Annotated in this window: 22 protein-coding genes; 12 read left to right on the top strand and 10 right to left on the bottom strand. The window is 61.4% G+C overall.

Annotated elements, in window-relative coordinates:
- The first annotated feature begins 232 nt into the window (after positions 1-232).
- The 4 genes from GFM02_RS07200 to GFM02_RS07185 all read left to right on the top strand — a co-directional run bounded on the left by GFM02_RS07200 (position 233) and on the right by GFM02_RS07185 (position 3,037).
- Entirely contained in the window at positions 233-742 is a 510-nt protein-coding gene (locus tag GFM02_RS07200; protein ID WP_032999270.1) for a prolyl-tRNA synthetase associated domain-containing protein, read from the top strand.
- A 160-nt stretch (positions 743-902) separates the two neighbouring features.
- Complete coding sequence (gene trxA / locus GFM02_RS07195; protein WP_077977900.1) at positions 903-1,877, top strand: thioredoxin; 975 nt, start codon at positions 903-905, stop codon at positions 1,875-1,877.
- Positions 1,878-2,152: 275 nt separating this feature from the next.
- A complete protein-coding gene (locus GFM02_RS07190; RefSeq protein WP_020052065.1) occupies positions 2,153-2,839 on the top strand; it encodes an LON peptidase substrate-binding domain-containing protein in 687 nt (228 codons plus the stop codon).
- A 9-nt stretch (positions 2,840-2,848) separates the two neighbouring features.
- Positions 2,849-3,037 carry a Trm112 family protein gene (locus GFM02_RS07185; RefSeq protein ID WP_017962471.1) on the top strand — a complete coding sequence of 63 codons (189 nt, stop codon included), beginning with the start codon at positions 2,849-2,851 and terminating at the stop codon, positions 3,035-3,037.
- 34 nt (positions 3,038-3,071) lie between these two features.
- On the opposite strand, the gene GFM02_RS07180 is transcribed toward GFM02_RS07185, so the two are convergent.
- Positions 3,072-4,286, bottom strand: a complete 1,215-nt coding sequence (locus GFM02_RS07180; protein ID WP_168321261.1) for a ubiquinone biosynthesis hydroxylase — start codon at positions 4,284-4,286, stop codon at positions 3,072-3,074.
- An 83-nt stretch (positions 4,287-4,369) separates the two neighbouring features.
- On the opposite strand from GFM02_RS07180, the gene tesB reads away from it, so the two are divergent.
- The 6 genes from tesB to GFM02_RS07150 all read left to right on the top strand — a co-directional run bounded on the left by tesB (position 4,370) and on the right by GFM02_RS07150 (position 11,929).
- On the top strand, positions 4,370-5,254 hold the full coding sequence (gene tesB / locus GFM02_RS07175) for an acyl-CoA thioesterase II (protein WP_168321260.1): 885 nt from the start codon (positions 4,370-4,372) through the stop codon (positions 5,252-5,254).
- Between the two features lie 211 nt (positions 5,255-5,465).
- Complete coding sequence (locus GFM02_RS07170; protein WP_017962468.1) at positions 5,466-5,816, top strand: P-II family nitrogen regulator; 351 nt, start codon at positions 5,466-5,468, stop codon at positions 5,814-5,816.
- Between the two features lie 27 nt (positions 5,817-5,843).
- On the top strand, positions 5,844-7,271 hold the full coding sequence (locus tag GFM02_RS07165; RefSeq protein ID WP_020052063.1) for an ammonium transporter: 1,428 nt from the start codon (positions 5,844-5,846) through the stop codon (positions 7,269-7,271).
- A gap of 250 nt (positions 7,272-7,521) precedes the next feature.
- A complete protein-coding gene (locus tag GFM02_RS07160) occupies positions 7,522-10,215 on the top strand; it encodes a DNA translocase FtsK (RefSeq protein ID WP_168321259.1) in 2,694 nt (897 codons plus the stop codon).
- Positions 10,216-10,354: 139 nt separating this feature from the next.
- On the top strand, positions 10,355-11,023 hold the full coding sequence (locus GFM02_RS07155; RefSeq protein WP_168303347.1) for an outer membrane lipoprotein carrier protein LolA: 669 nt from the start codon (positions 10,355-10,357) through the stop codon (positions 11,021-11,023).
- A gap of 102 nt (positions 11,024-11,125) precedes the next feature.
- Positions 11,126-11,929 (top strand): exodeoxyribonuclease III, encoded by an 804-nt coding sequence (locus GFM02_RS07150; protein ID WP_018497630.1) that lies wholly within the window; start codon positions 11,126-11,128, stop codon positions 11,927-11,929.
- 47 nt (positions 11,930-11,976) lie between these two features.
- Here GFM02_RS07150 and GFM02_RS07145 read toward each other — a convergent pair whose 3' ends face one another.
- Together GFM02_RS07145 and GFM02_RS07140 are read right to left on the bottom strand one after the other, a co-directional pair.
- On the bottom strand, positions 11,977-12,432 hold the full coding sequence (locus GFM02_RS07145) for a cyclic nucleotide-binding domain-containing protein (RefSeq protein WP_168303348.1): 456 nt from the start codon (positions 12,430-12,432) through the stop codon (positions 11,977-11,979).
- Positions 12,433-12,571: 139 nt separating this feature from the next.
- On the bottom strand, positions 12,572-13,255 hold the full coding sequence (locus tag GFM02_RS07140; RefSeq protein ID WP_017995455.1) for a response regulator transcription factor: 684 nt from the start codon (positions 13,253-13,255) through the stop codon (positions 12,572-12,574).
- A gap of 167 nt (positions 13,256-13,422) precedes the next feature.
- Between GFM02_RS07140 and GFM02_RS07135 the strand changes: the two genes are divergently transcribed.
- On the top strand, positions 13,423-13,944 hold the full coding sequence (locus GFM02_RS07135; RefSeq protein WP_168321384.1) for a L,D-transpeptidase family protein: 522 nt from the start codon (positions 13,423-13,425) through the stop codon (positions 13,942-13,944).
- 231 nt (positions 13,945-14,175) lie between these two features.
- Positions 14,176-15,006 (top strand): aldo/keto reductase, encoded by an 831-nt coding sequence (locus GFM02_RS07130; RefSeq protein ID WP_168321258.1) that lies wholly within the window; start codon positions 14,176-14,178, stop codon positions 15,004-15,006.
- An 85-nt stretch (positions 15,007-15,091) separates the two neighbouring features.
- Here GFM02_RS07130 and GFM02_RS07125 read toward each other — a convergent pair whose 3' ends face one another.
- From GFM02_RS07125 to rimM, 7 genes are all read right to left on the bottom strand, one after another.
- Positions 15,092-15,445, bottom strand: coding sequence for a cell surface protein (locus GFM02_RS07125; protein ID WP_168321257.1), 354 nt, complete (start codon positions 15,443-15,445; stop codon positions 15,092-15,094).
- A 425-nt stretch (positions 15,446-15,870) separates the two neighbouring features.
- Complete coding sequence (leuC, locus tag GFM02_RS07120; RefSeq protein ID WP_017962459.1) at positions 15,871-17,280, bottom strand: 3-isopropylmalate dehydratase large subunit; 1,410 nt, start codon at positions 17,278-17,280, stop codon at positions 15,871-15,873.
- Between the two features lie 285 nt (positions 17,281-17,565).
- Positions 17,566-18,378, bottom strand: a complete 813-nt coding sequence (locus GFM02_RS07115; RefSeq protein ID WP_168321256.1) for an amino acid ABC transporter permease — start codon at positions 18,376-18,378, stop codon at positions 17,566-17,568.
- 16 nt (positions 18,379-18,394) lie between these two features.
- A complete protein-coding gene (locus GFM02_RS07110; RefSeq protein WP_168321255.1) occupies positions 18,395-19,192 on the bottom strand; it encodes a transporter substrate-binding domain-containing protein in 798 nt (265 codons plus the stop codon).
- A gap of 144 nt (positions 19,193-19,336) precedes the next feature.
- Positions 19,337-19,891, bottom strand: a complete 555-nt coding sequence (gene rplS / locus GFM02_RS07105) for a 50S ribosomal protein L19 (protein WP_003582945.1) — start codon at positions 19,889-19,891, stop codon at positions 19,337-19,339.
- A gap of 286 nt (positions 19,892-20,177) precedes the next feature.
- Entirely contained in the window at positions 20,178-20,909 is a 732-nt protein-coding gene (gene trmD / locus GFM02_RS07100; protein WP_168321254.1) for a tRNA (guanosine(37)-N1)-methyltransferase TrmD, read from the bottom strand.
- The gene (gene rimM / locus GFM02_RS07095; protein WP_168321253.1) at positions 20,909-21,478 is read right to left on the bottom strand and encodes a ribosome maturation factor RimM; all 570 of its coding nucleotides are present in this window, start codon (positions 21,476-21,478) and stop codon (positions 20,909-20,911) included. Before rimM ends, trmD begins: the two co-directional genes overlap by 1 nt.
- Positions 21,479-21,555: the final 77 nt, after the last annotated feature.

Genomic DNA, 21,555 nt, shown 5'->3' with positions numbered 1-21,555 from the left:
TTGTTGGACCGCGGGCGCCGCCTCGCGGCGACCGGCGCTATATGGCCTAACGGGTTTTCAAATGCAACAGGGAAATGACGGAGAGGCGAAGAAAAATTCCGGTGTTCGCAGACGCCCGGCGGAAAGGCCGCAAATGCGGGGCAAAGCGTCGGTCGCAAAGATTGCCAAACGATGTGGACCGACTTAATCAGGACGCCTCGCTTTTTTCCCTTCCTGCCCAATGGATTGCCCCATGTCCGAAAATGCCCCGAAGACAAGAGAAGAATTGTTTGCCTTTCTCGATGGGCTCGGCATCGCCCATAAAACGGTCGATCATGCGCCGGTCTTCACTGTCGCCGAATCGGTCGCCTTGCGCGACGAGATCCCCGGCGGCCACACCAAGAACCTGTTCGTCAAAGACAAGAAGGACAGGTATTTTCTGCTGACCGTGGAGGAAAATGCTGCCGTCGACCTCAAGCAGGTGCATAATGCCATCGGCGGCTCCGGCCGGGTCTCCTTCGGCAGACCGGAGAAGCTGATGGAGTATCTCGGCGTCGCTCCGGGTTCGGTGACGGCGTTCGGCGCGATCAACGATACTGCCGAGAATGTCACCTTCGTGCTCGATGCCGAGCTGATGGCGCACGAGATCGTCAACTGCCATCCGCTATCCAACGATGCGACGACATCGATTGCGGGCAGCGATCTCATCCGTTTCATGGAAGCGACGGGACATAAGCCGCTTGTCTTGAAAGTGACGTCCTGACATACGATTTTAGCGCTAAAGCGCGTCGCGATCTTTTAGATTCGCTTGCCGCGCTTTAGTCTTTGGTTTTGTGCATGTCTTTATCGCAAAACCGCACCACAGTTTTGCGCGAGATGCTTTAGCAAAGACGCCGGCAGGATCGGCGCGGCGGGAGATACCTATGAGCGGCAGCGACAACCCCTATAACGGTTCCTTCGGAAATCAGATGACGGCGACGACAAGCTTCGGTGCTACGCCGGAACCCGCGGCTGCGGCCGGCAGCTACATCACGGAGACGACGACCGCGAATTTTTCCAAGGATGTCATCGAGGCATCGCGCAGCCAGCCGGTGCTGGTCGATTTCTGGGCGCCTTGGTGCGGTCCGTGCAAGCAGTTGACGCCGGTATTGGAAAAGGTGGTCAACGAAGCCAAGGGCCGCGTCCGGCTGGTCAAGATGAATATCGACGACCATCCGTCGATCGCCGGTCAGCTCGGCATCCAGTCGATCCCCGCCGTCATCGCCTTCGTCAACGGCCGTCCTGCCGACGGTTTCATGGGCGCGGTGCCGGAAAGCCAGATCCAGCAGTTCATCGACCGCATCGCCGGTCCGGCCGGCGCCGATGAGGCGGCCGAAATCGAAGCCGTGCTTGCGGAAGCGGCGGAACTGCTTGCCGCCGGCAACATCAATGAGGCCGCTCAGCTCTATGGCGCCGTGATGCAGGCCGATCCCGAGAATGCCAAGGCGCTTGCCGGCATGGCCGAATGCATGATCGCCGCCAACCAGCATCAGCGGGCGCGCGAAGTACTGACGGAATTGCCGGAAGAGCTGGCAAAAGATGCCGGCATCCAGGCGGTGCTGATGAAGCTCGAGCAGATCGAGGAAGCCCGCAAGCTCGGAGACCCCGTTGCGCTCGAGCGTGAACTGGCCGCCAATCCCGATGACCACGAGGCGCGGATCAAGCTTGCCAAGATCCGCAATGTCGAAGGCCGGCGCGACGAGGCGGCCGACCATCTGCTGCTGGTCATGCGCAAGGACCGTGCCTTCGACGATGACGGCGCCCGCCGCCAGCTGCTGCAGTTCTTCGAGGTCTGGGGCTTCAAGGATCCGGCGACGGTCGCAGCGCGCCGCAAGCTTTCGGCGATGCTGTTCTCGTAGGGCGCCGCGCGTCCGACAGGACACGTCACGGACGGTCTATCGCATTGAATCCGTGCGTGATCTTTTCCGAAAATCGATTCCGATTTTCGGGTATTCGCCACTGCATAATTCGCTAAATCGGAATCGATTTAGCGATTAAATTATGCAGCGATTCAAAGTGTTACAGCGCCGCGCGTCTAAAAAGACGCGCGGCGCTGTAAGTTTCGAGCATCTGCCCTTGCGTTTTCGGACGAGGGCACCACATTCTCGTCAAGACGGGCATGCCCGTTACAAGAATGCGGGACGGTTTCATGCAAGTCGGGAATGCCAGATACCTGAAGCCGGGCGATCTGCCTGATGTGATTGCTGTCTTTCCCCTGACCGGCGCCCTCCTCCTGCCGGCCGGGCAGCTTCCCCTCAACATTTTCGAGCCGCGCTATCTGGCGATGCTGGATGCCGCGCTGACCGGAAACCGGCTGATCGGCATGGTGCAGCCGGCGCTCGGCGAACATGAGGACAAGGGCGGCGAGCCCAACCTTGCCGCTGTCGGCTGCCTCGGCCGCATCACCTCCTTCGCCGAGACCGGCGACGGGCGCTATATCGTGTCGCTGACCGGCGTCTGCCGCTTCCGGCTACTGGAGGAGAAAGCGACCAGCGATCCCTTCCGCACCTTCCGCATCGCTCCCTTCATCGCCGACCTCTCGGCCGAGAACGAGGAGGAGGCAGTCGATCGCGCAGCGCTTCTGACCGCCTTCAAGGCCTATCTCGATGCCAACAAGCTGGAGGCAGACTGGGAGAGCGTCGAGCGGGCGAGCAATCTGACGCTCGTCAATTCGCTGGCGATGATGTCGCCCTTCGGGCCGGCGGAAAAACAGGCGCTGCTGGAAGCGCCCGACCTGAAGACGCGGGCCGAGACGCTGATCGCCATTACCGAAATCGTGCTGGCGCGCGTCTTCGGTGACTCCGACACGGTTCTGCAGTAGACTTCAGCCATGGATGAAAAACTCAGCCGCGTCGATCCCAAGCTGCTCGATCTCCTGGTCTGCCCGCTCTCCAAGGGCCGGCTTTCCTATGATCGCGAGCACAATGAGCTCGTCTCGGAAAAGGCGCGGCTTGCCTATCCGATCCGCGACGGCATTCCGATCATGCTGGTGTCCGAAGCCCGCCGCCTCGACGATTAGTGCGAAGCGCTTTTGCCGGGAATGGCGTAGAAGGTTAAATCGTCTCTCCCGCTAGCAGCCGCGGATTATCCTTTGCCGTCGTTCCGGCCGCCTGGCCGATGAAGAAGGATTTGAGACGCGGCAGCCGGTCGACGATGCCGAGGCCGACGTCGCGGGCGATGCGGATCGGCGTCGCGTCGTTGGAGAAGAGCCGGTTCAGCACGTCGGTCGTCACCCCCATGCGGAAAGTGTCGAAGCGCCGCCAGGTCTGGTAGCGCTCGAGAATGTTGATCGAGCCGATATCCAGGCCGAGGCGGTCGGCCTCCACGATGGTTTCGGCAAGTGCCGCCACATCCTTGAAGCCGAGATTGAGCCCCTGACCCGAAATCGGGTGGATGCCGTGGGCGGCGTCGCCGGCCAGCGCGAAACGCGGCGCGACGAAGGAGCGGGCGAGCGTCAGGCCGAGCGGGAAGGCGCGCTTGTCGCCGATCACTTTCAGGCTCCCAAGCTTATGGCCGAAGCGGCGCTCAAGTTCTTCCTCGAAGATCAGGTCGTCGGCGGCGACCAGCCGGTTGGCATCCGGCGTGCGCTCCGTCCAGACGAGCGAGGAGCGGTTGTTCTTGAGCGGCAGGATGGCGAAGGGGCCGGCCGGCAGAAAATGTTCCTCGGCGCATCCGTCATGCGGCCGCTCATGCTCGACCGTCGCAACGATGCCGGACTGGCCGTAGTCCCAGGTGACGGTCCTGATGCCGGCGAGATCGCGCAACGTCGAGCGCACGCCGTCGCAGGCAACCAGCAGCCGGGTTTCCAGCGTGCTGCCGTCTGAGAGCGTGACGGTGGCATGGGTGTCGTGGGTCTTCAGCTCCGTCGCGCCAAGCCCGTGGCGGATGTCGATGCCGAGCCGTTCGCAGGCGCCGCGCAGGGCGGCGACCATCGCGACATTCGGGATCATGTGGGCGAACGGCCGGCCGTCGGCCACTTCGCCGTCGAAGGTCAGAAATACCGGACGCACCGGATCGGAGGTCTTGGAGTCGGTGACGATCATCTTGGTGATCGGCTGGGCCTCCGGCTCGATCTCCTTCCAGATGCCGAAGACTTCGAGCATCTTCGCTGCCGCCGCGATGATGGCGGAAGCGCGCGTATCGCTTTTCCAGACATGTTCGGGGGCCGCCTCGACAACGGCGACATTCAGGTGGGGTGCTGCCTGTTTGACCGCGACAGCGGCGGAAAGGCCGACATAACCCCCGCCCACAACCAGCATGTCCAGCATCGCGCCGCTCCCGTACCTTGTGCCTCAGATGTGACCTATATAGATCATCGCAACTTCACTTCCTACCGCTGGGAGACATGGAAATGACGGGCGAGACATCAGGGCCTTCGGCGATGGAGACGCTGCTTTCGACGCTCGACCTCGAGCCGATCGAGGTCGATATCTTCCGCGGCCGCAGCCCCAAGGTCGGCTGGCAGCGGGTCTTCGGCGGCCAGGTGATCGGCCAGGCGCTGATGGCGGCGCAGCGGACCATCGACAGCGAGCGTTTCGTCCATTCGCTGCATGCTTATTTCATGCGTCCCGGCGATCCCTCGGTGCCGATCATCTACCAGGCGGAGCGCATCCGCGACGGATCGAGCTTCAACACGCGGCGCGTCGTCGCCATCCAGCACGGCAAGGCGATCTTCGCGCTGTCGGCCTCCTTCCAGGTGGAGGAGCCGGGCTTCGAGCACCAGATCGCAATGCCCGAGGTCGAGATGCCGGAGGCGCTGCTCGGCGAGCAGCAGATCAAGGAACAGTATCTGGCGCACGCGCCGGAAGCGATCCGAAAATACCGGCAGCGTGAGCGGCCGATCGAGATCCGCCCCGTCTCGCTGACGCATTATTTTTCCGACAGGAAGCTCGATCCCAAACAGGACGTCTGGGTGCGCGCCACCGGCCCGGTTCCCGACGACCGGCTCTATCAGGCGGCGGTGCTTGCCTATCTTTCGGACATGACGCTGCTCGATACGTCGCTCTATGCGCACGGAACGTCCATCTTCGACCAGAGCCTGCAGGTGGCGAGCCTCGATCACTCGATGTGGTTCCACAAGCCCTGCAAGCTCGACGACTGGCTGCTTTATACGCAGGACAGTCCGTCGGCTTCAGGCGCCAGAGGATTAACCCGGGGTAGCCTATTTACACGATCCGGTAGCCTGATTGCATCGGTCGCGCAGGAAGGCCTGATTCGGAAAAAGGCAAATGAATAAATAATGTGCAACTTTATAAATTTGCGCGTTATTTGTGCGCTTATTGGCCAATCATTTGCCTGTTTATTGGCACTCTTTATTATAGCCTTTACTTTTCAATAACTTACGTCTTGCTTCGAATCTGGCACGTCCCTTGAATGTGTATTGGCCGGTCGCTGTTCAGAAACGTCAGCGGCAAGGAGAGTCGGCTCCGCGCCGAGGATAACGAAGGATGGGAAACCAGATGAAAATTGTGATGGCCATTATCAAGCCGTTCAAGCTCGATGAGGTCCGCGAAGCCCTTACGGCGATCGGTATTCAGGGGCTGACCGTAACCGAGGTGAAGGGCTACGGGCGCCAGAAGGGGCACACCGAAATCTATCGCGGCACCGAATATGCAGTCAGCTTCCTGCCGAAGCTCAAGATCGAAATCGCGGTTGCATCGGAACTCGTCGACAGGGCGGTCGAGGCCATCGCGGCAGCGGCCAAGACCGGTCAGATCGGTGACGGCAAGATCTTCGTCTATTCGATCGACCATGCCGTGCGCATCCGTACGGGCGAAACCGATTCAGAAGCGCTGTAAGAACGGCAGATCAAGGAGCTTTTTCCAATGTCAATTTCGAAGTTTTCTTCCACCTTTGCGCGGATTTGCGCAGCTTCGGCCGCGCTTCTCGCGCCGGCCGTCGCTTTCGCGCAGGAGGCTGCGCCAGCCGCCACTGCCGCTGCTGCTCCCGCTCTCACCATGGACAAGGGTGACAATACCTGGATGCTCGTCTCCTCGGCGCTCGTCCTGCTGATGACCATCCCCGGCCTTGCGCTTTTCTACGGCGGTCTCGTGCGCGCCAAGAACATGCTCTCGGTGCTGATGCAGGTCTTCATGATCACGGCCGTCGTGGCGCTGATCTGGGTGACCTACGGCTATTCGCTCGCCTTCACCGACGGCGGTTCGCTGAACAGCTTCGTCGGCGGCTTCTCCAAGGCCTTCCTTGCCGGCGTCAACACCTCGTCGCTCGTAGAAACCTTCTCGAAGGGCGTCGCCATTCCGGAATACACCTTCATCGTGTTCCAGATGACCTTTGCCTGCATCACGCCCGGCCTGATCGTCGGCGCGTTCGCCGAGCGCATCAAGTTCTCGGCCGTCATACTCTTCGTCGTGCTCTGGGTCACCTTCATCTACTTCCCGATGGCCCACATGGTCTGGTTCTGGGGCGGTCCGAGCTCCTACACCTCGCCGGCCGGCCTGATCTTCTCCTACGGCGCAATCGACTTTGCCGGCGGCACGGTCGTTCACATCAATGCCGGTATCGCGGGCCTCGTCGGCGCCATCATGCTCGGCAAGCGCACGGGCTATAAGAAGGAAATCATGGCTCCGCATTCGATGACGCTGACCATGGTCGGCGCCTCGCTGCTCTGGGTCGGCTGGTTCGGCTTCAATGCCGGCTCCAACCTCGAAGCCAATTCCTACGCCTCGCTTGCCTTTATCAACACCTTCCTCGCAGCGGCTGCTGCCGCTGTGTCCTGGTGCATCGTCGAAACCCTCAGCCGCGGCAAGGCTTCCATGCTCGGTGGCGCTTCCGGCGCGGTTGCCGGTCTCGTCGCCATTACCCCGGCGGCAGGCTTCGCCGGCCCGATGGGCTCGATCGTTCTCGGCCTGATCGTTTCGCCGGTCTGCTACTTCTTCGTCGACGTCGTGAAGAACAAGTTCAACTACGACGACAGCCTCGATGTCTTCGGCGTTCATTGCATCGGCGGCATCATCGGCGCTCTCGGCACCGGTATCCTGGTCAACCCCGCTCTCGGCGGTGCAGGCATCGTCGACTACTCCACAGCCGACTTCGCAGCCTCCTATGCCGGCACGGCAACCCAGGTCTGGAACCAGGCCAAGGGTGTGCTGACGACGCTGCTGTGGTCCGGTATCGGTTCGGCGATCCTCTACAAGATCGTCGACGTCGTCATCGGCCTGCGTGTCACCGTCGAAGCCGAGCGCGAAGGTCTCGACCTTTCGACCCACGGCGAAGCCGCCTACCACTCTTCCTGATCACAGGGTTTGCGGCGCCCGGCAAAAGGGCGCCGCTTCACAGCCCGTCGCGGCCTATCTAACCATAGACCGCATTTCGCCCGGACCTTTCAAGGTTCGGGCCTTTTTCATTTCCCTGTCCGGAATTGTCGTCCAGCCATGCATGGTTAACATCGCTTTAACCCGGCTCTGATTAGGTAGAGCGGACGCATTTTGGCACGGCGAAGCTTCAGCGATTCGCGTGTCCTCAGGCATTGGACGGGTTAGACACATGGCAAGAAGCACGTCGCCGGCAATGGATGGCCGTCCGGATCGGTTCTCCTTCTCGGCATTCATGCTGCGGCAGATCCAGGCGCTCATCGGCTTTGCGATCTTTCTGCTGCTGGCGTTCTGCGTCGCGGCATTGGCGACATGGAATGTTGCGGATCCGAGCTATTCCTACGCGACCGCCAACCTGCCGACGAATATTCTCGGCTACAGCGGGGCTGCCTTTGCCGATATCGTCATGCAGTTCCTCGGGCTTGCCAGCGTCGTTTCGATGCTGCCGATCGTCGCCTGGGCGCTGACGCTGATCTCGGGCCGCCGCTTCAGCCGTATTCCTGCCCGTGCCGGCGCCTGGTTCGGCGGTTCGGTGCTTTCCTGCGCCGTCCTCGGCTGCTTTCCGCCGCCGCTCACCTGGCCGATCCCGAACGGCATCGGCGGTGTCATCGGCGACATGATCCTGCGTTTTCCCGCACTCTTCGTCGGCGCTTATCCGACGGGCACCTTCGCCATGGTCGTCGGCTGCATCTTCGCCGCACCGACCGCTTGGCTGATGCTTTTTGCATCAGGCCTTGTCGGCCGCAGCGAGGTCGACGAGGAGATCGAGGAAGACTACGTCGATACGCGCAGCAAGGCCCGCGTCGTCGGAGACGAGGACGAGGAGGAAGACGAGTCGCGCTGGGTCGCTCTCAGCGGCGCCGTGACGCATGCCTGGTACATGAGCCAGGGCCGACTGCGGCGGCTGTTCGGCATGGGTCCGCGCAAGCGGCGCCAGGGCGATTACGAATCACCTTATGATTTCAACGATGACGAGTTCGGCACGCTGAACGAACCCGTCCGCGCCAAGGCGCCGACCGTCCGCGGCGAGCGCATGGAACCGTCGATGGAGCCATCGCTGGGGGCAAGGACGGCTTCGCCGCGGCGCATCGTCTCCGCGCCGTCGCTGTCGATCGATGACGACGACGATAATGACGACGACCTGCCCTTCGATAACGACATGCCGCCGCGCCCGGCCGATATCCTGCCCGACGACGATGACGACGACTGGATGATCCGCGCACCGGCAAAGGCGGCCGGCAAGCCGGAACCGCGCGTCGTCCCCGTCGTCGCACGTCCGAAGCCCAGCGCCCGCATCGAGCGGGAGGCGCAGGGCTCGTTCATCCGTCCCGAGGGCTTCCAGCTTCCCTCGATGCATCTGCTCGCCGAACCGAAGAACGTCGTGCGCGACTCCACGCTTTCGGCCGATGCGCTGGAACAGAACGCCCGCATGCTCGAAGGCGTGCTTGAGGATTTCGGCGTCAAGGGCGAGATCATCCATGTCCGTCCCGGACCTGTCGTCACCCTTTATGAACTGGAGCCGGCGCCTGGCATCAAGTCGTCGCGCGTCATCGGCCTTGCCGATGATATCGCTCGCTCGATGAGCGCGATTGCCGCCCGCGTGGCCGTCGTGCCCGGCCGCAACGCGATCGGCATCGAATTGCCGAACCAGACGCGCGAGACCGTCTATCTGCGTGAACTCATCGCCTCCAGGGATTTCGAAGGCAGCAAGGCGAAGCTCGCCATGGCGCTCGGCAAGACGATCGGCGGCGAAGCCGTGATCGCCGATCTCGCCAAGATGCCGCATCTGCTCGTCGCCGGCACCACCGGTTCCGGCAAGTCGGTCGCCATCAATACGATGATCCTGTCGCTGCTCTACCGCATGACGCCGGAACAGTGCCGGCTGATCATGATCGACCCGAAGATGCTGGAACTCTCCGTCTATGACGGCATCCCGCACCTGCTTTCGCCTGTCGTCACCGATCCGAAGAAGGCCGTCGTCGCGCTCAAATGGACGGTGCGCGAGATGGAAGAGCGCTACAAGAAGATGTCGAAGATCGGTGTCCGCAACATCGATGGCTTCAACACCCGCGTCGAGCAGGCGCTGTCGAAGGGCGAGGCGATCTCGCGCACGGTGCAGACCGGATTCGACCGCCATACCGGCGAGGCGATGTACGAGACCGAAGAATTCGATCTGCGGCCGATGCCCTATATCGTCGTGATCATCGACGAGATGGCCGACTTGATGATGGTCGCCGGCAAAGACATCGAAGGCGCCGTCCAGCGTCTGGCGCAGATGGCGCGTGCGGCCGGCATTCACGTGATCATGGCGACACAACGTCCGTCGGTCGACGTCATCACCGGCACGATCAAGGCAAACTTCCCGACGCGCATCTCCTTCCAGGTGACTTCGAAGATCGACAGCCGCACCATTCTCGGCGAACAGGGTGCCGAACAGCTGCTCGGTATGGGCGACATGCTCTACATGGCGGGCGGTGGGCGTATCCAACGCGTGCACGGCCCGTTCGTTTCGGATGTCGAGGTGGAAGAGATCGTCTCCTATCTGAAGACCCAGGGCTCGCCGCAATATCTCGACGCGATCACCGCCGATGACGACGAAGATGGCGATTACGGCGGTGGTGGCGGCGGTCCGGCCGGCACCTCCAATCTTTCCGAATCGGAAGATCCCTACGACCAGGCGGTCGCCATCGTGCTGCGCGACGGCAAAGCATCGACCTCCTACGTGCAGCGCCGGCTCGGCATCGGCTACAACCGTGCCGCCTCGCTCGTCGAGCGCATGGAGAAGGAGGGCATCATCGGACCGGCCAACCATGCCGGCAAACGCGAAATTTTGGTTCCGACCGAGGGCGACATCCTCGACCGCTGACAGAACAGGCATATATTTCCAATACAGCCGCTTTTGCGGAAGCCTGATAGCATCGAAGCCGTTACCTCTCGCAGGCCGATCGCAACGCCTTGAAGACGCCGCCTTTCGGCAGCATGCAGATCGCATAAAGGAGATTTAGATGAGTCACTCCGATACCTTCCTCTCCGGCCTGACGGTAACGCGCCGCAACCTTCTCGGCGCCTTTGCCGTCGCTGCGATAGCGAGCGCCATTCCCCTTGGCGCTTACGCGCAGGCGGCCGCTCCCGCCTCCGGCACGGCGCAGGCGATCGCCGATCATTTCTCCGGCGTCACGACGATGCAGGGCGAATTCGTGCAGTTCGGCCCGCGCGGCGAACAGACCGGCGGCAAGTTCTTCATCCAGCGCCCCGGCAAGCTGCGATTCAACTATGACGATCCGTCGCCGATGCGGGTGATCGCCGACGGCAAGAACGTCGCCATCGGCAATACGAAGCTGAAGACCTGGGATCTCTATCCGCTGTCCAAGACGCCGCTCAGCCTGCTCCTGGCGCAACATATCGACCTTTCGGCCGGCATGGTGAAGGGCGTGAAGGAAGAGTCTGACCTGACGACGATCGCACTCGGCAACAACACGGTGTTTGGAAACTCGACCATCACCATGATGTTCGACCCGAAGACCTACGATCTGCGTCAGTGGACGATCACCGACAATCAGGGCAAGGACACCTCGGTGATGATCTTCAACGTCAAAACCGGCATGCAGTTCGACGATCGCGTCTTCCGCGTGCCCTATGAGACCATTCCCGGCACGCCTCAGTCGCGCGACTGAAACCTTTTCGGTTGATCGGCTGCTCCTTTTACAAGCGGCCGGTTCCCTCGCGTCCGCCTTTGTTTTAAAGCCCTTTTATAAAAGCGTGAAAGGGCATCGGGCATGGGTTTTTCGATCACCACCTGGAACATCAATTCGGTGCGGCTGCGTATGCCGATCGTCGAGCAGCTGGTTCTCAAGCACAGGCCCGATATCCTCTGCCTGCAGGAAACCAAGGTGACGAACGATCTGTTTCCGGCGGCACCGCTCAGGGCGATGGGCTACAATCACATCATCATCCATGGCCAGAAAGGCTATCATGGCGTGGCGATCGCCTCGCGCATTCCGTTGACCGAGGATCACCGGCAGGATTATTGCGGCGTCGGCGATGCGCGCCATATCTCGGCGATCTTCGAGCACGGCAATCGTCGCGTTCGGCTGCACAATTTCTATGTCCCGGCCGGCGGCGACGAGCCGGATCGCACGATCAATCCGAAATTCGGCCACAAGCTCGATTTCATCGAGGAGATGAAGCTGCTGAAAGCCAATGGCGAGGCCAACACCTCAGCCATCCTCGTCGGTGACCTCAACATCGCGCCGCTGGAGCATGATGTCTGGTCGCACAAGCAGCTTCTGAAGATCGTCAGCCATACGCCCGTCGAAACCGAGGGGCTGCTCGAGGTGATGAAACGCGGCGCTTGGCTCGATCTGATGCGCCAGCATGTGCCTGAAAACGAGAAACTCTACACCTGGTGGAGCTACCGCGCCAAGGATTGGGAGGCCGCCGATCGCGGCCGGCGTCTCGACCATATCTGGTCGTCGTCGGATCTCGGGCCGCATCTGAAGCGGATAGAAATCCTGAAGGAGGCGCGCGGCTGGGATCGTCCCTCCGACCACGTGCCGGTGACGGCGCATTTCGATTTCTAAGCGGTGCAGCTTCGTGGAAGCGCAGGGATTCTTATCGCTAACAGGGATCAGTTGAAGCGGTAGAACTGGCTTGCGGCCTTTGCCGCGAGTTCGGCGAGATTGTCGCGGATGCGGTTCTCGATCAGCCGGGCTGCGTCCGGATACTCTTCGATCAGCCGGTGGAAGAGGGCGCGAGTGATGCGGATGATGCTGGTATCCTCGCGCGCTATCGCGGTGAACTTGCGCTCCACCAGCGTCACCAGCGCCAGCTCGGAAACCAGGGTGCCGGGACCGGCGATCCCCTCGGTCCTCTGCATGCCGTCGCTGCTCGTCGCGCTCAGTTCCAGGCTACCGCTGAGGATGACATAGGCGCTCTCGGCGGGCGAGCCCTGGCGAAACAGCATCTGGCCGGCAGCGATCATGCGCCGGTCGGCGCCGAAGGCAATCAACCGCAGCTGATCCTCACTCATGTCCTTGAACAGAGGAAGCTGCGCGAGCATGTGGATGTCGTCGGTCAGCGCCATGCGGGCTTTTCGCCTTAGAGCAATTCCAGCAGAAGTGTCTAGCGGTTTTGCCAGGCAAAACGTGAAACGCTTTTGCCGGGAATTGCGTGAAAACAAAGAGATAGGGCATTTCCGTCATTCGGAGAAAAACGGAACTGCTCTAGGGTATGATCTTGTAGCCGCCGTTTTCCGTGACGAGGATTTCGGCATTGGAGGGATCGCGCTCGATCTTCTGGCGCAGGCGATAGACGTGGGTTTCCAGCGTATGCGTCGTCACCCCGGAATTATAGCCCCAGACCTCTTCGAGCAGCACGTCGCGGGTAACGACCTTCTGTTCGGCGCGGTAGAGATAGCGGATGATTGCCGCTTCCTTTTCCGTCAGCCGGATCTTCTGGCCGTTATCGGTGGTCAGGAGCTTCTGGCTCGGCTTAAAGAGGTAGGGGCCGACGGTGAAGGTTGCGTCCTCGCTCTGCTCATGCTGGCGCAGCTGCACGCGGATGCGGGCGAGCAGCACGGCGAAGCGGAAAGGCTTGGTGACATAGTCGTTGGCGCCGGCTTCGAGGCCGAGGATCGTGTCCGAATCGGTATCGTGGCCGGTCAGCATAATGATCGGCGCCTTGAAACCGCCCTTGCGCAGCAGCTTCACTGCCTCGCGGCCGTCCATATCGGGCAGGCCGACATCCATGATCAGCAGGTCGATCGGCGTTGCGCGGGCGGTCGCGACACCTTTGCCGGCGTTGGCTTCCTGCAGAACCGTGAATTCCTCATACAGCGACAATTGCTCCGTCAGCGTCTGCCGAAGGTCATCGTCGTCATCCACCAGAAGAATGGTGCGTGCGGTCATGCCGTTTGCGTCCTCGTGTTAAGTCCCCTAGTCCTACGCCAAATTCCTGGTTTGGCAAGGATCGGGCAGCGGGCTGTTGCCGGGTCGGTTTCGATATGATTTCAATCGAAGCCCTAGACAAGGCACGACATGCGAGAAAAATGGAAAAAGCAAGGCAGAGGCGGGGTATAACGCCATCGACGATGGTGGTGCGTCCTGCGCCGGGGCGCAAGAGCCGGGCGATCGTCCGGCTCGGCGCCATCACCGTGCCCGCCGCGATCGGTCGCTCCGGCCGCACCGTGATGAAACGAGAGGGCGACGGCGCCACGCCGATCGCTTCGATGAAGCTGATATCCGGCTTTCGGCGCGGCGAGCGGAACGGCCGGCTCGTCACTCCGCTTTCCATCCGCCGCATCCGCCCCGACATGCTCTGGTGCGATCAGTCCGACAGTGCCAGCTATAACCGCCTCGTCAGGGCGCCGTCCGGCGCAAGTCACGAGGAGATGCGGCGCAGCGATGGGCTCTACGACATCTGCCTGGTGATGGACTGGAACATCTCCTCGCGTGCGCGCAATCGCGGCTCGGCGATCTTCTTCCATCTCATCAGGCCGGGCTACGAGCCGACGGCGGGCTGCGTGGCGGTGAGCCTGCGCGACATGCGCCGCCTGCTGCCTCACCTTCGAAAGGGAACGATTGTCCGCGTCGTCTGATTGTCTTCCGGATGCGGTCACCTATATGCTTGCGATGACCGAACGCTCCGGCTGAAATGCGTTCTGGGACGTCCGTACCCTGCGCAATTCCTTAAATCGGAATCGATTTGAGGAATTGCGCAGCAATTGAAAGTGTTACAGCGTCCTTTGCGCGTCTGAAAAAGACGCGCGGCGCTGTAAGGGGGCGCAATTCATGCCTCGTCCAATTCTTCAAACTCCCGGAGATATATTGTGACCGCTCAACCCATCATCACTTTCCATGACGGACATTCCATTCCGCAAGTCGGCCTCGGCGTCTGGCAGACGCCGCAGGACATTGCCGCTCCCACCGTGCGCACGGCGATCGCCGCCGGCTATCGTCATATCGATACGGCTTCCGGTTACGACAACGAAGAGGGCGTCGGCGAAGGCATCCGCTCTTCCGGCCTCGACCGCAAGGACATCTTCGTCACCACCAAGCTCAGGAATACCGATCAGGGCTATGACAATACGCTGCGGGCCTTCGACGGCAGCCTGAAGAAGCTCGGTTCCGAATATGTCGACCTCTACCTCATTCACTGGCCGTCGCCGCATCGCGGCCTTTATACGGAGACCTGGAAGGCTTTCGCCCGCATCCGGGAAGAGGGCCGCGCACGCTCGATCGGCGTGTCGAATTTCAATCCTGAACATCTCGAGCGCATCATCGGCGAAACCGGTGTCGTTCCCGTCATCAACCAGATCGAGCTGCATCCCGATTTCCAGCAGAAGGCGGCGCAGGAGGTCCACAAGAAGCTTGGTATCGTCACCGAATCCTGGAGCCCGCTCGGCCAGGGCAAGTTCATCTCGAACGCGGTGATAGGCGAGATCGCCAAAAAGCATCAGAAGACGCCGGCTCAAGTCATCATCCGCTGGCACATCGACACCGGCCTCGTCGTCATCCCGAAATCGGTGACGCCGTCGCGTATCGAGGAGAATTTCCAGGTGTTCGACTTCAAGCTCGATGCCGACGATATGGCCGCGATCGCCAAGCTCGACAGCGCCAGCGCCCGCATGGGACCAGATCCGATAACGGCGACCTTCTGATCGTCGTCCTGATCATTGCCAGACAATCAGCGGCCGCCTCGGGAGAGATCACCCGCGGTGGCCTTTGTATGACGCGCCCGCCGCTTCAATAATTACATTTGGATGATCCGTTGGTCGGGGTAAAACCGAAGTTGCAGGCATTGTTCAGGGGCTGCGGACGCCCGATCGAACCGGTATAATCGTCCGAAGCGAAGGCGCGCGAGGGATACCAATAGCCATTCGAGCTCTTGATATAGCCGGGCCGAGCGCTGCTATAGCCGCGATAGCCATTGAGCGTGGGCGGCTTGCTTTGCGCGACCTGTTGCCACAAGCCGAAAGAGACCGTGATCGGCGGTGCTGCCGGATGGATCGGCGCAGCCGCGGCGGCATCGATCGATGCCAGCGATACGAACAGGCCCAGGATGGTTTGCGGCAGGCGTCCTGCCATTTTCTGTCTCATGGCCATTCTCCCAGATCACACAACGCGGAGCTTTGCTCCTGCATAATTCCTTAAATCGGAATGGATTTAAGGATAAAATTATGCAGCAATCCAAAGTGTTACAGCGTCCTTTGCGCGTCTGAAAAGACGCGCGGCGCTGTAGCGCCGCCAGGCCAATGATCGCCGAAACCGGCAATGGACGCCCGAAAGCGTGCCTGTCGAAAGTCGCGCGAGATGCATCTGAAAGCGCCATCTCGATGAAGCCACAGGCAGTCCCCGATGTCGATTGCCCGAACGGGTGAAATCGAGAACGCGGGTCATTCACTGACGAGCCCATGGGAGCATTACCCACCAGGCGCCAAAGACGCCGGAGGAGCCATAAAATGTGAAACCCACCGATGCGCAGGGGCACCGGCGGGCTTTTGATTGTCATCCGTTTTGACGGATCAGTTCCACTCGCGGATATCGACGAAGTGCCCGGCGATCGCGGCTGCGGCTGCCATTGCCGGCGAGACGAGATGCGTGCGGCCCTTGAAGCCCTGGCGGCCTTCGAAGTTGCGGTTCGAGGTCGAAGCGCAGCGTTCGCCCGGCTTCAGGCGGTCGTCGTTCATCGCAAGGCACATGGAGCAGCCCGGCTCGCGCCAGTCGAAACCCGCGGCTTTGAAGATCTTGTCGAGGCCTTCGGCTTCCGCCTGTTCCTTGACGAGGCCGGAGCCCGGCACGATCATCGCGTCGACGGTTGGGGCAACCGTCTTGCCTTCGACGACCTTGGCGACTTCGCGCAGATCCTCGATGCGGCCGTTGGTGCAGGAGCCGATGAAGACGCGGTCAAGCGTGATGTCGGTCATCTTCGTGCCCGGCTTCAGACCCATATAGTCGAGCGCGCGCCACTTGGAGGTACGCTTGGTTTCGTCCGGAATGTCGTCCGGGTTCGGAACGATGCCCTGAACGGAGATGACATCCTCGGGCGAGGAGCCCCAGGAAACGATCGGCGGCAGGCTGGCGGCGTCGAGCACGACGACGCGGTCGTAGTGAGCGCCCTCGTCGGTCTGCAGGGTCTTCCAGTAGGCGATCGCCTGTTCCAGTGCCTCGCCCTTCGGCGCGCGCGGCTTGCCCTTGATGTATTCGAAGGTCTTTTCGTCAGGGGCGATCAGGCCGGCGCGGGCGCCGCCTTCGATCGTCATGTTGCAGACGGTCATGCGGCCTTCCATCGACAGCGCGCGGATCGCTTCGCCGGCAAATTCGATGACGTGGCCGGTGCCGCCGGCGGTGCCGATCTCGCCGATGATGGCAAGGATGATGTCCTTGGCGGTGACATGCGGCGGAAGCAGGCCGTCGACCCGCACCAGCATGTTCTTCGCCTTCTTCTGGATCAGCGTCTGGGTCGCCAGAACATGCTCGACCTCGGACGTGCCGATGCCGTGCGCCAGCGCGCCAAAGGCGCCATGCGTCGAGGTATGGCTGTCACCGCAGACGATGGTCATGCCGGGCAGGGTAAAGCCCTGTTCCGGACCGACGATGTGGACGATGCCCTGGCGCTTGTCGCTTGCCGAATAATATTCGACGCCGAATTCGGCGGCGTTGGTGGCCAGCGCTTCCACCTGAATGCGGCTTTCCTCATTCTTGATGCCGAGATGGCGATCAGGCGAGGTCGGAACGTTATGGTCGACGACGGCGAGCGTCTTTTCCGGCGCACGAACCTTGCGGCCGGTCATGCGCAGGCCTTCGAACGCCTGCGGCGAAGTGACTTCGTGGACCAGGTGACGGTCGATGTAGAGAAGACAGGTTCCGTCTGCCTGTTCGTCGACCAGATGATCGTCCCAGATCTTGTCGTAGAGGGTACGCGGTGCGCTCATGGCGTTAAGTCCGTTTTTTTGGAAGCTTTGGAAAATCGAGAAATGGCGGATCAGGCTCCGCCGGCCGTCATTCGATCAACGAAGTCGGCTGTTGAGCGCGCCGGACACGCACGCAAAGAACCGCGCCGGCAGGCGATAATGGTCCTGCAGCACGAAAATATGCGCACCAATGCATCTGAACTTGGATTCCATGGCCCTGCATATAGCGATTTTTCGCGACGGCTTCAATTTGAATCATCAGCAGGCGCTCTGCGGCCAATCAGCGGCGCGGCGGCTATTGATCGCTTACCGCGACTTCATCCACTTCTCCGTCCGACGCAGTGCCAGCGACAGGCCGATCGTCAGGATCAGATAGATATAGGTGACGATCGAATAGGTCTCGAAGAAGCGGAAGGAACCGGCGGCATAGACCTTGCCCATCTGAGTGATGTCGGCGACGCCGAGCACGGAGACGAGCGAGCTGTCCTTCACCATCGAGACGAAATCGTTGGAGAGCGGCGGGAAGATCACCCGGATCGCCTGCGGGAAGACGACGGAGCGGAAGCGCCGGTAGCGCGACAGGCCGAGTGCCTTGGCCGCCTCGATCTGACCGAGATCGACCGACTGGAAACCGGCTCGGAAGATTTCGGCGATGAAGGAGGAATAGCCGACCGTCAGCGCGATGATCGCTCGCCACATCAGCGACAGATCGCGCACCAGGATGGGCTCGGTCACGCCTGACGTCACCAGCGGCGAAATCAAGAAATTATAGGCTGCGACCAGAGCAGGCGCGCCGACGAAGGCGACGTAGAACAGCAGCACGAGGATCGGTATGCCGCGGATGATTTCGATGTAGAATCGCGCGATCTGACGCAGCACCTGGCTGTCAGCCATGCCAAGCAGGCAGATGCCGAGGCCAAGCACGGTGGCAAGCACGAATGCGACCAGCGTGACGAAGATGGTGACGCCGACACCGTTGACGACGGTGCGGAAGACCTGGGCATAGATATTGTTGGCGACGATGACGGCGGCAAGCACGATGCCGATCGTGACGAGGGCGACCAGCCACCAGGGATAGTCGTCCTTGACGTGTCTGTCGCGAGATGGTCGCAAGGCCATCAGTCGTTGCTCGGCGTCATTCGCCCATCTTGTAGTCGAGGAACCACTTCTTGTTCAGCCCATCCAGCGTGCCGTCGGCCTTGAGTGCGGCGATGGCGGCGTTGACAGGGGCGACGAGGTCGGACCCTTTCGGGAAGATGAAGCCGAAATCCTCAGTGCCGAGCGGTTCGCCGATCAGCTTGAGGGCGCCGTTCGAGGCATCGACATAACCCTTGCCTGCGGTGCCGTCGGTCAGCACGACGTCGACGTCGCCGGCCTTCAGGGCCTGGACGGTGGCGCCGAAGGTTTCGAAGAGCTTGATGCGCGGGTTCTGCTCGTTGCCATCAAGCACTTCATAGACGGTGGTGTAGAAGGGCGTGGTGCCGGGCTGTGCGCCGACCAGGCCATCCTTGAATTCGCCGAAGGACTTGGCATCGGTGAAGCGCTTCTCATCGCCGCGCACCAGCATGAACTGCTGCGAGCGCATATAGGGATCGGAGAAGTCCACCTTCTGCTTGCGGTCTTCCTTGATGGTGATGCCGGTCATGCCGATGTTGTACTGGCCGTCGGACACCGCCTGGATCATCGCGTCCCAGCTGGTGTTCTGGTATTCGACCTTGAAATTCAGCCGCTTGGCGATCTCGTTCATCGCATCATATTCCCAGCCGATCGCCTTGCCGGATTTCGGATCGACGAATTGCAGCGGCGGATAGGCATTCTCGGTGACGACGACGACGCTCTTGCCGCCGAGATCCGGCAGCTCGGCGGCTAATGCGGCGAGGGGTGCAAGAGCAAGGGCGGCGAAGCTCGCAAGAACGGTACGACGAAACAACATTGAACGGTTCCCCAAATTGAACGGCAAAAACTGTCACGGAAGATAGGTCTGAGGCAAGGCCGCCGGCTGCGCACCGAAGCAAAAAATAGAAAAGGCGACCCGAAGGCCGCCTTTCCAAGCAAAGAATTTTGCGTAGCGCAGATCTTATTCTGCGGCCGGTTCCGCTGCAGCGGCGGCTGCTTCAGCGGCGGCCTTTTCGGCAGCGGCCTTGGCTTCCGCAGCTTCGGCTGCTGCCTTCTCGGCGGCGAGCGCCTGAGCGGCTGCAACCTTTTCAGCTTCGATGCGTGCCTTTTCCTCGGCAATGGCGGCGCGCTCGGCGTCGTTGAGCTTGCGGGCGCGGACGCCGGTGTCTTCAACGATACGGGCAGACTTGCCGCGACGGTCGCGCAGGTAATAGAGCTTGGCGCGACGGACCTTACCGCGGCGAACGACATCGACGCTTTCGATCATCGGCGAGTAGACCGGGAATACGCGCTCGACGCCTTCGCCGTAGGAGATCTTGCGGACCGTGAAGTTTTCCTGCAGGCCGCCGCCGGAGCGGGCGATGCAGACGCCTTCATAGGCCTGAACGCGGGTACGGGTGCCTTCCGTGACCTTGACGTTGACGCGGACGGTGTCGCCCGGGGAAAATTCGGGAAGCGTGCGCTTGGCTTCGATCTTGGCGGCCTGTTCGGCCTCAAGCTGCTGAATGATGTTCATCGTCTTAACCTTTGGTTCTTCTGAAACAGCCAGAGCGCTCGACACTGATCCTTCGGAACTGGCCTCAGGACTTTGCCCGTCAAGGGCGGGAGCGGATTCGCCATTCTTTGTTTGCTGGCAGACGGGGATAAACCCCATTTCCGCGTGCGCCAATACACGAAAGGCCAGGGCTTGTCATCCCTTGGACGGCATTTTTGTGAAAAGGGCTGCGAAATCAGCCGTTTTTCTCACTTTATAGCGCCGCGCGTGTTTTCAGACGCGCAAAGGACGCTGTAGCATTTTGAATCTACGCATCGTGCTTTCCGAAATTCGATCCCGATTTTCCGGGCGATGCGCCGGCCTTTTCCAGCAGATCCGGCCGCCGCTCCCGCGTCAGCCGCACCGCTTCCTGATGCCGCCATTTCTCGATCGCGCCGTGGTTGCCCGAGGTGAGGATCGCGGGGATTTCCCGGCCTTCCCATTCCTGCGGCCGGGTATAATGCGGATGTTCCAGCAGTCCGCCTTCGAAGCTTTCGTGCAGGCCGGAAAGATCGTTGCCCATGACGCCGGGCAGGATGCGGATGATGGCATCGAGCACGATCAGCGCCGCTGGCTCGCCGCCTGACAGCACGTAGTCGCCGATCGAGACCTCTTCCAGTCCGCGCGCCTCGATCACCCGCTGGTCGACGCCCTCGAAGCGGCCGCAGACGATGATGACGCCGTCGCCCGCCGCGAGCGCGCGCACACGCTCCTGCGTCAGCGGCTTGCCGCGCGGGCTCATCAGCAGGCGCGGGCGGGTATCGTTTTCTGAGGCGCTGTCGATCGCGCGGGCGAGAATGTCTGGTTTCAGCACCATGCCGGCGCCGCCGCCGGCCGGGGTGTCGTCGACGGTGCGGTGTCTATCGGTGGCGAAGTCGCGAATCTGCACCGTGTCCAGCGACCATTGCCCCCGCTCCATCGCCTTGCCGGCGAGCGAGAAGCCCAGATGCCCCGGAAACATTTCCGGATAAAGTGTCAGCACGCTCGCCCGGAAAGCCATTACTTCTTCTTTTTCGGCTTGTCGGGAGTGAATTTCGAAAGCTCTTCGGGATCGTCGACCAGCCCCGCCGCCAGCGGATCGATCAGCAGCGTGCCGGCCTCGAGGTCGATCTCCAGCACCGAGGCTTCGGAGAAGGGGATCAGCACCGGGCGCTTGCCCGGACCTTTGAGCTCGAGCAGGTCGCCAGCGCCGAAATCGAAGACGCCGGTAACCGTGCCATAGCTGACACCGTTGTCGTCGCGCGCCTCGAGCCCTTCGAGATCGGCATAGTAGAACTCGTCGTCCTCCAGCTCCTCGTCCGGCAGGTTGTCCCGCTCGATATAGAGTTCAAGCCCGTTCAGGGCCTCGGCGGCATTGCGGTCGTTGACGCCGCGGAAACGGACGACGACGACATTCTTCATCTCGCGGATTTCGAGGACTTCGAAGCTGCGGCCGTCCATGCTGTGCAGATGGCCGTAGTCGCCAAGCGCGCCGGGATCGGCCGTATAGGCCTTGGCGCGCACCTCGCCCCGGAGGCCTTGCGCGCCACCGATCGTCGCCATCAGAACGGGGTTTTCAAGCTTTGTCATGGGTTCCTTCATGTGAAGCCGAAAGACAGGTTTCTCATAAACGAAGTGCGTGCGATTGGAAACGAAAACGGGCGGCA

This window comes from Rhizobium leguminosarum bv. viciae (assembly GCF_012276115.1).
Lineage (GTDB): Bacteria > Pseudomonadota > Alphaproteobacteria > Rhizobiales > Rhizobiaceae > Rhizobium > Rhizobium leguminosarum_T.
The sequence above is the reverse complement of the archived record's forward strand: the minus strand, read 5'-3'. Positions and strand labels throughout refer to the sequence as shown.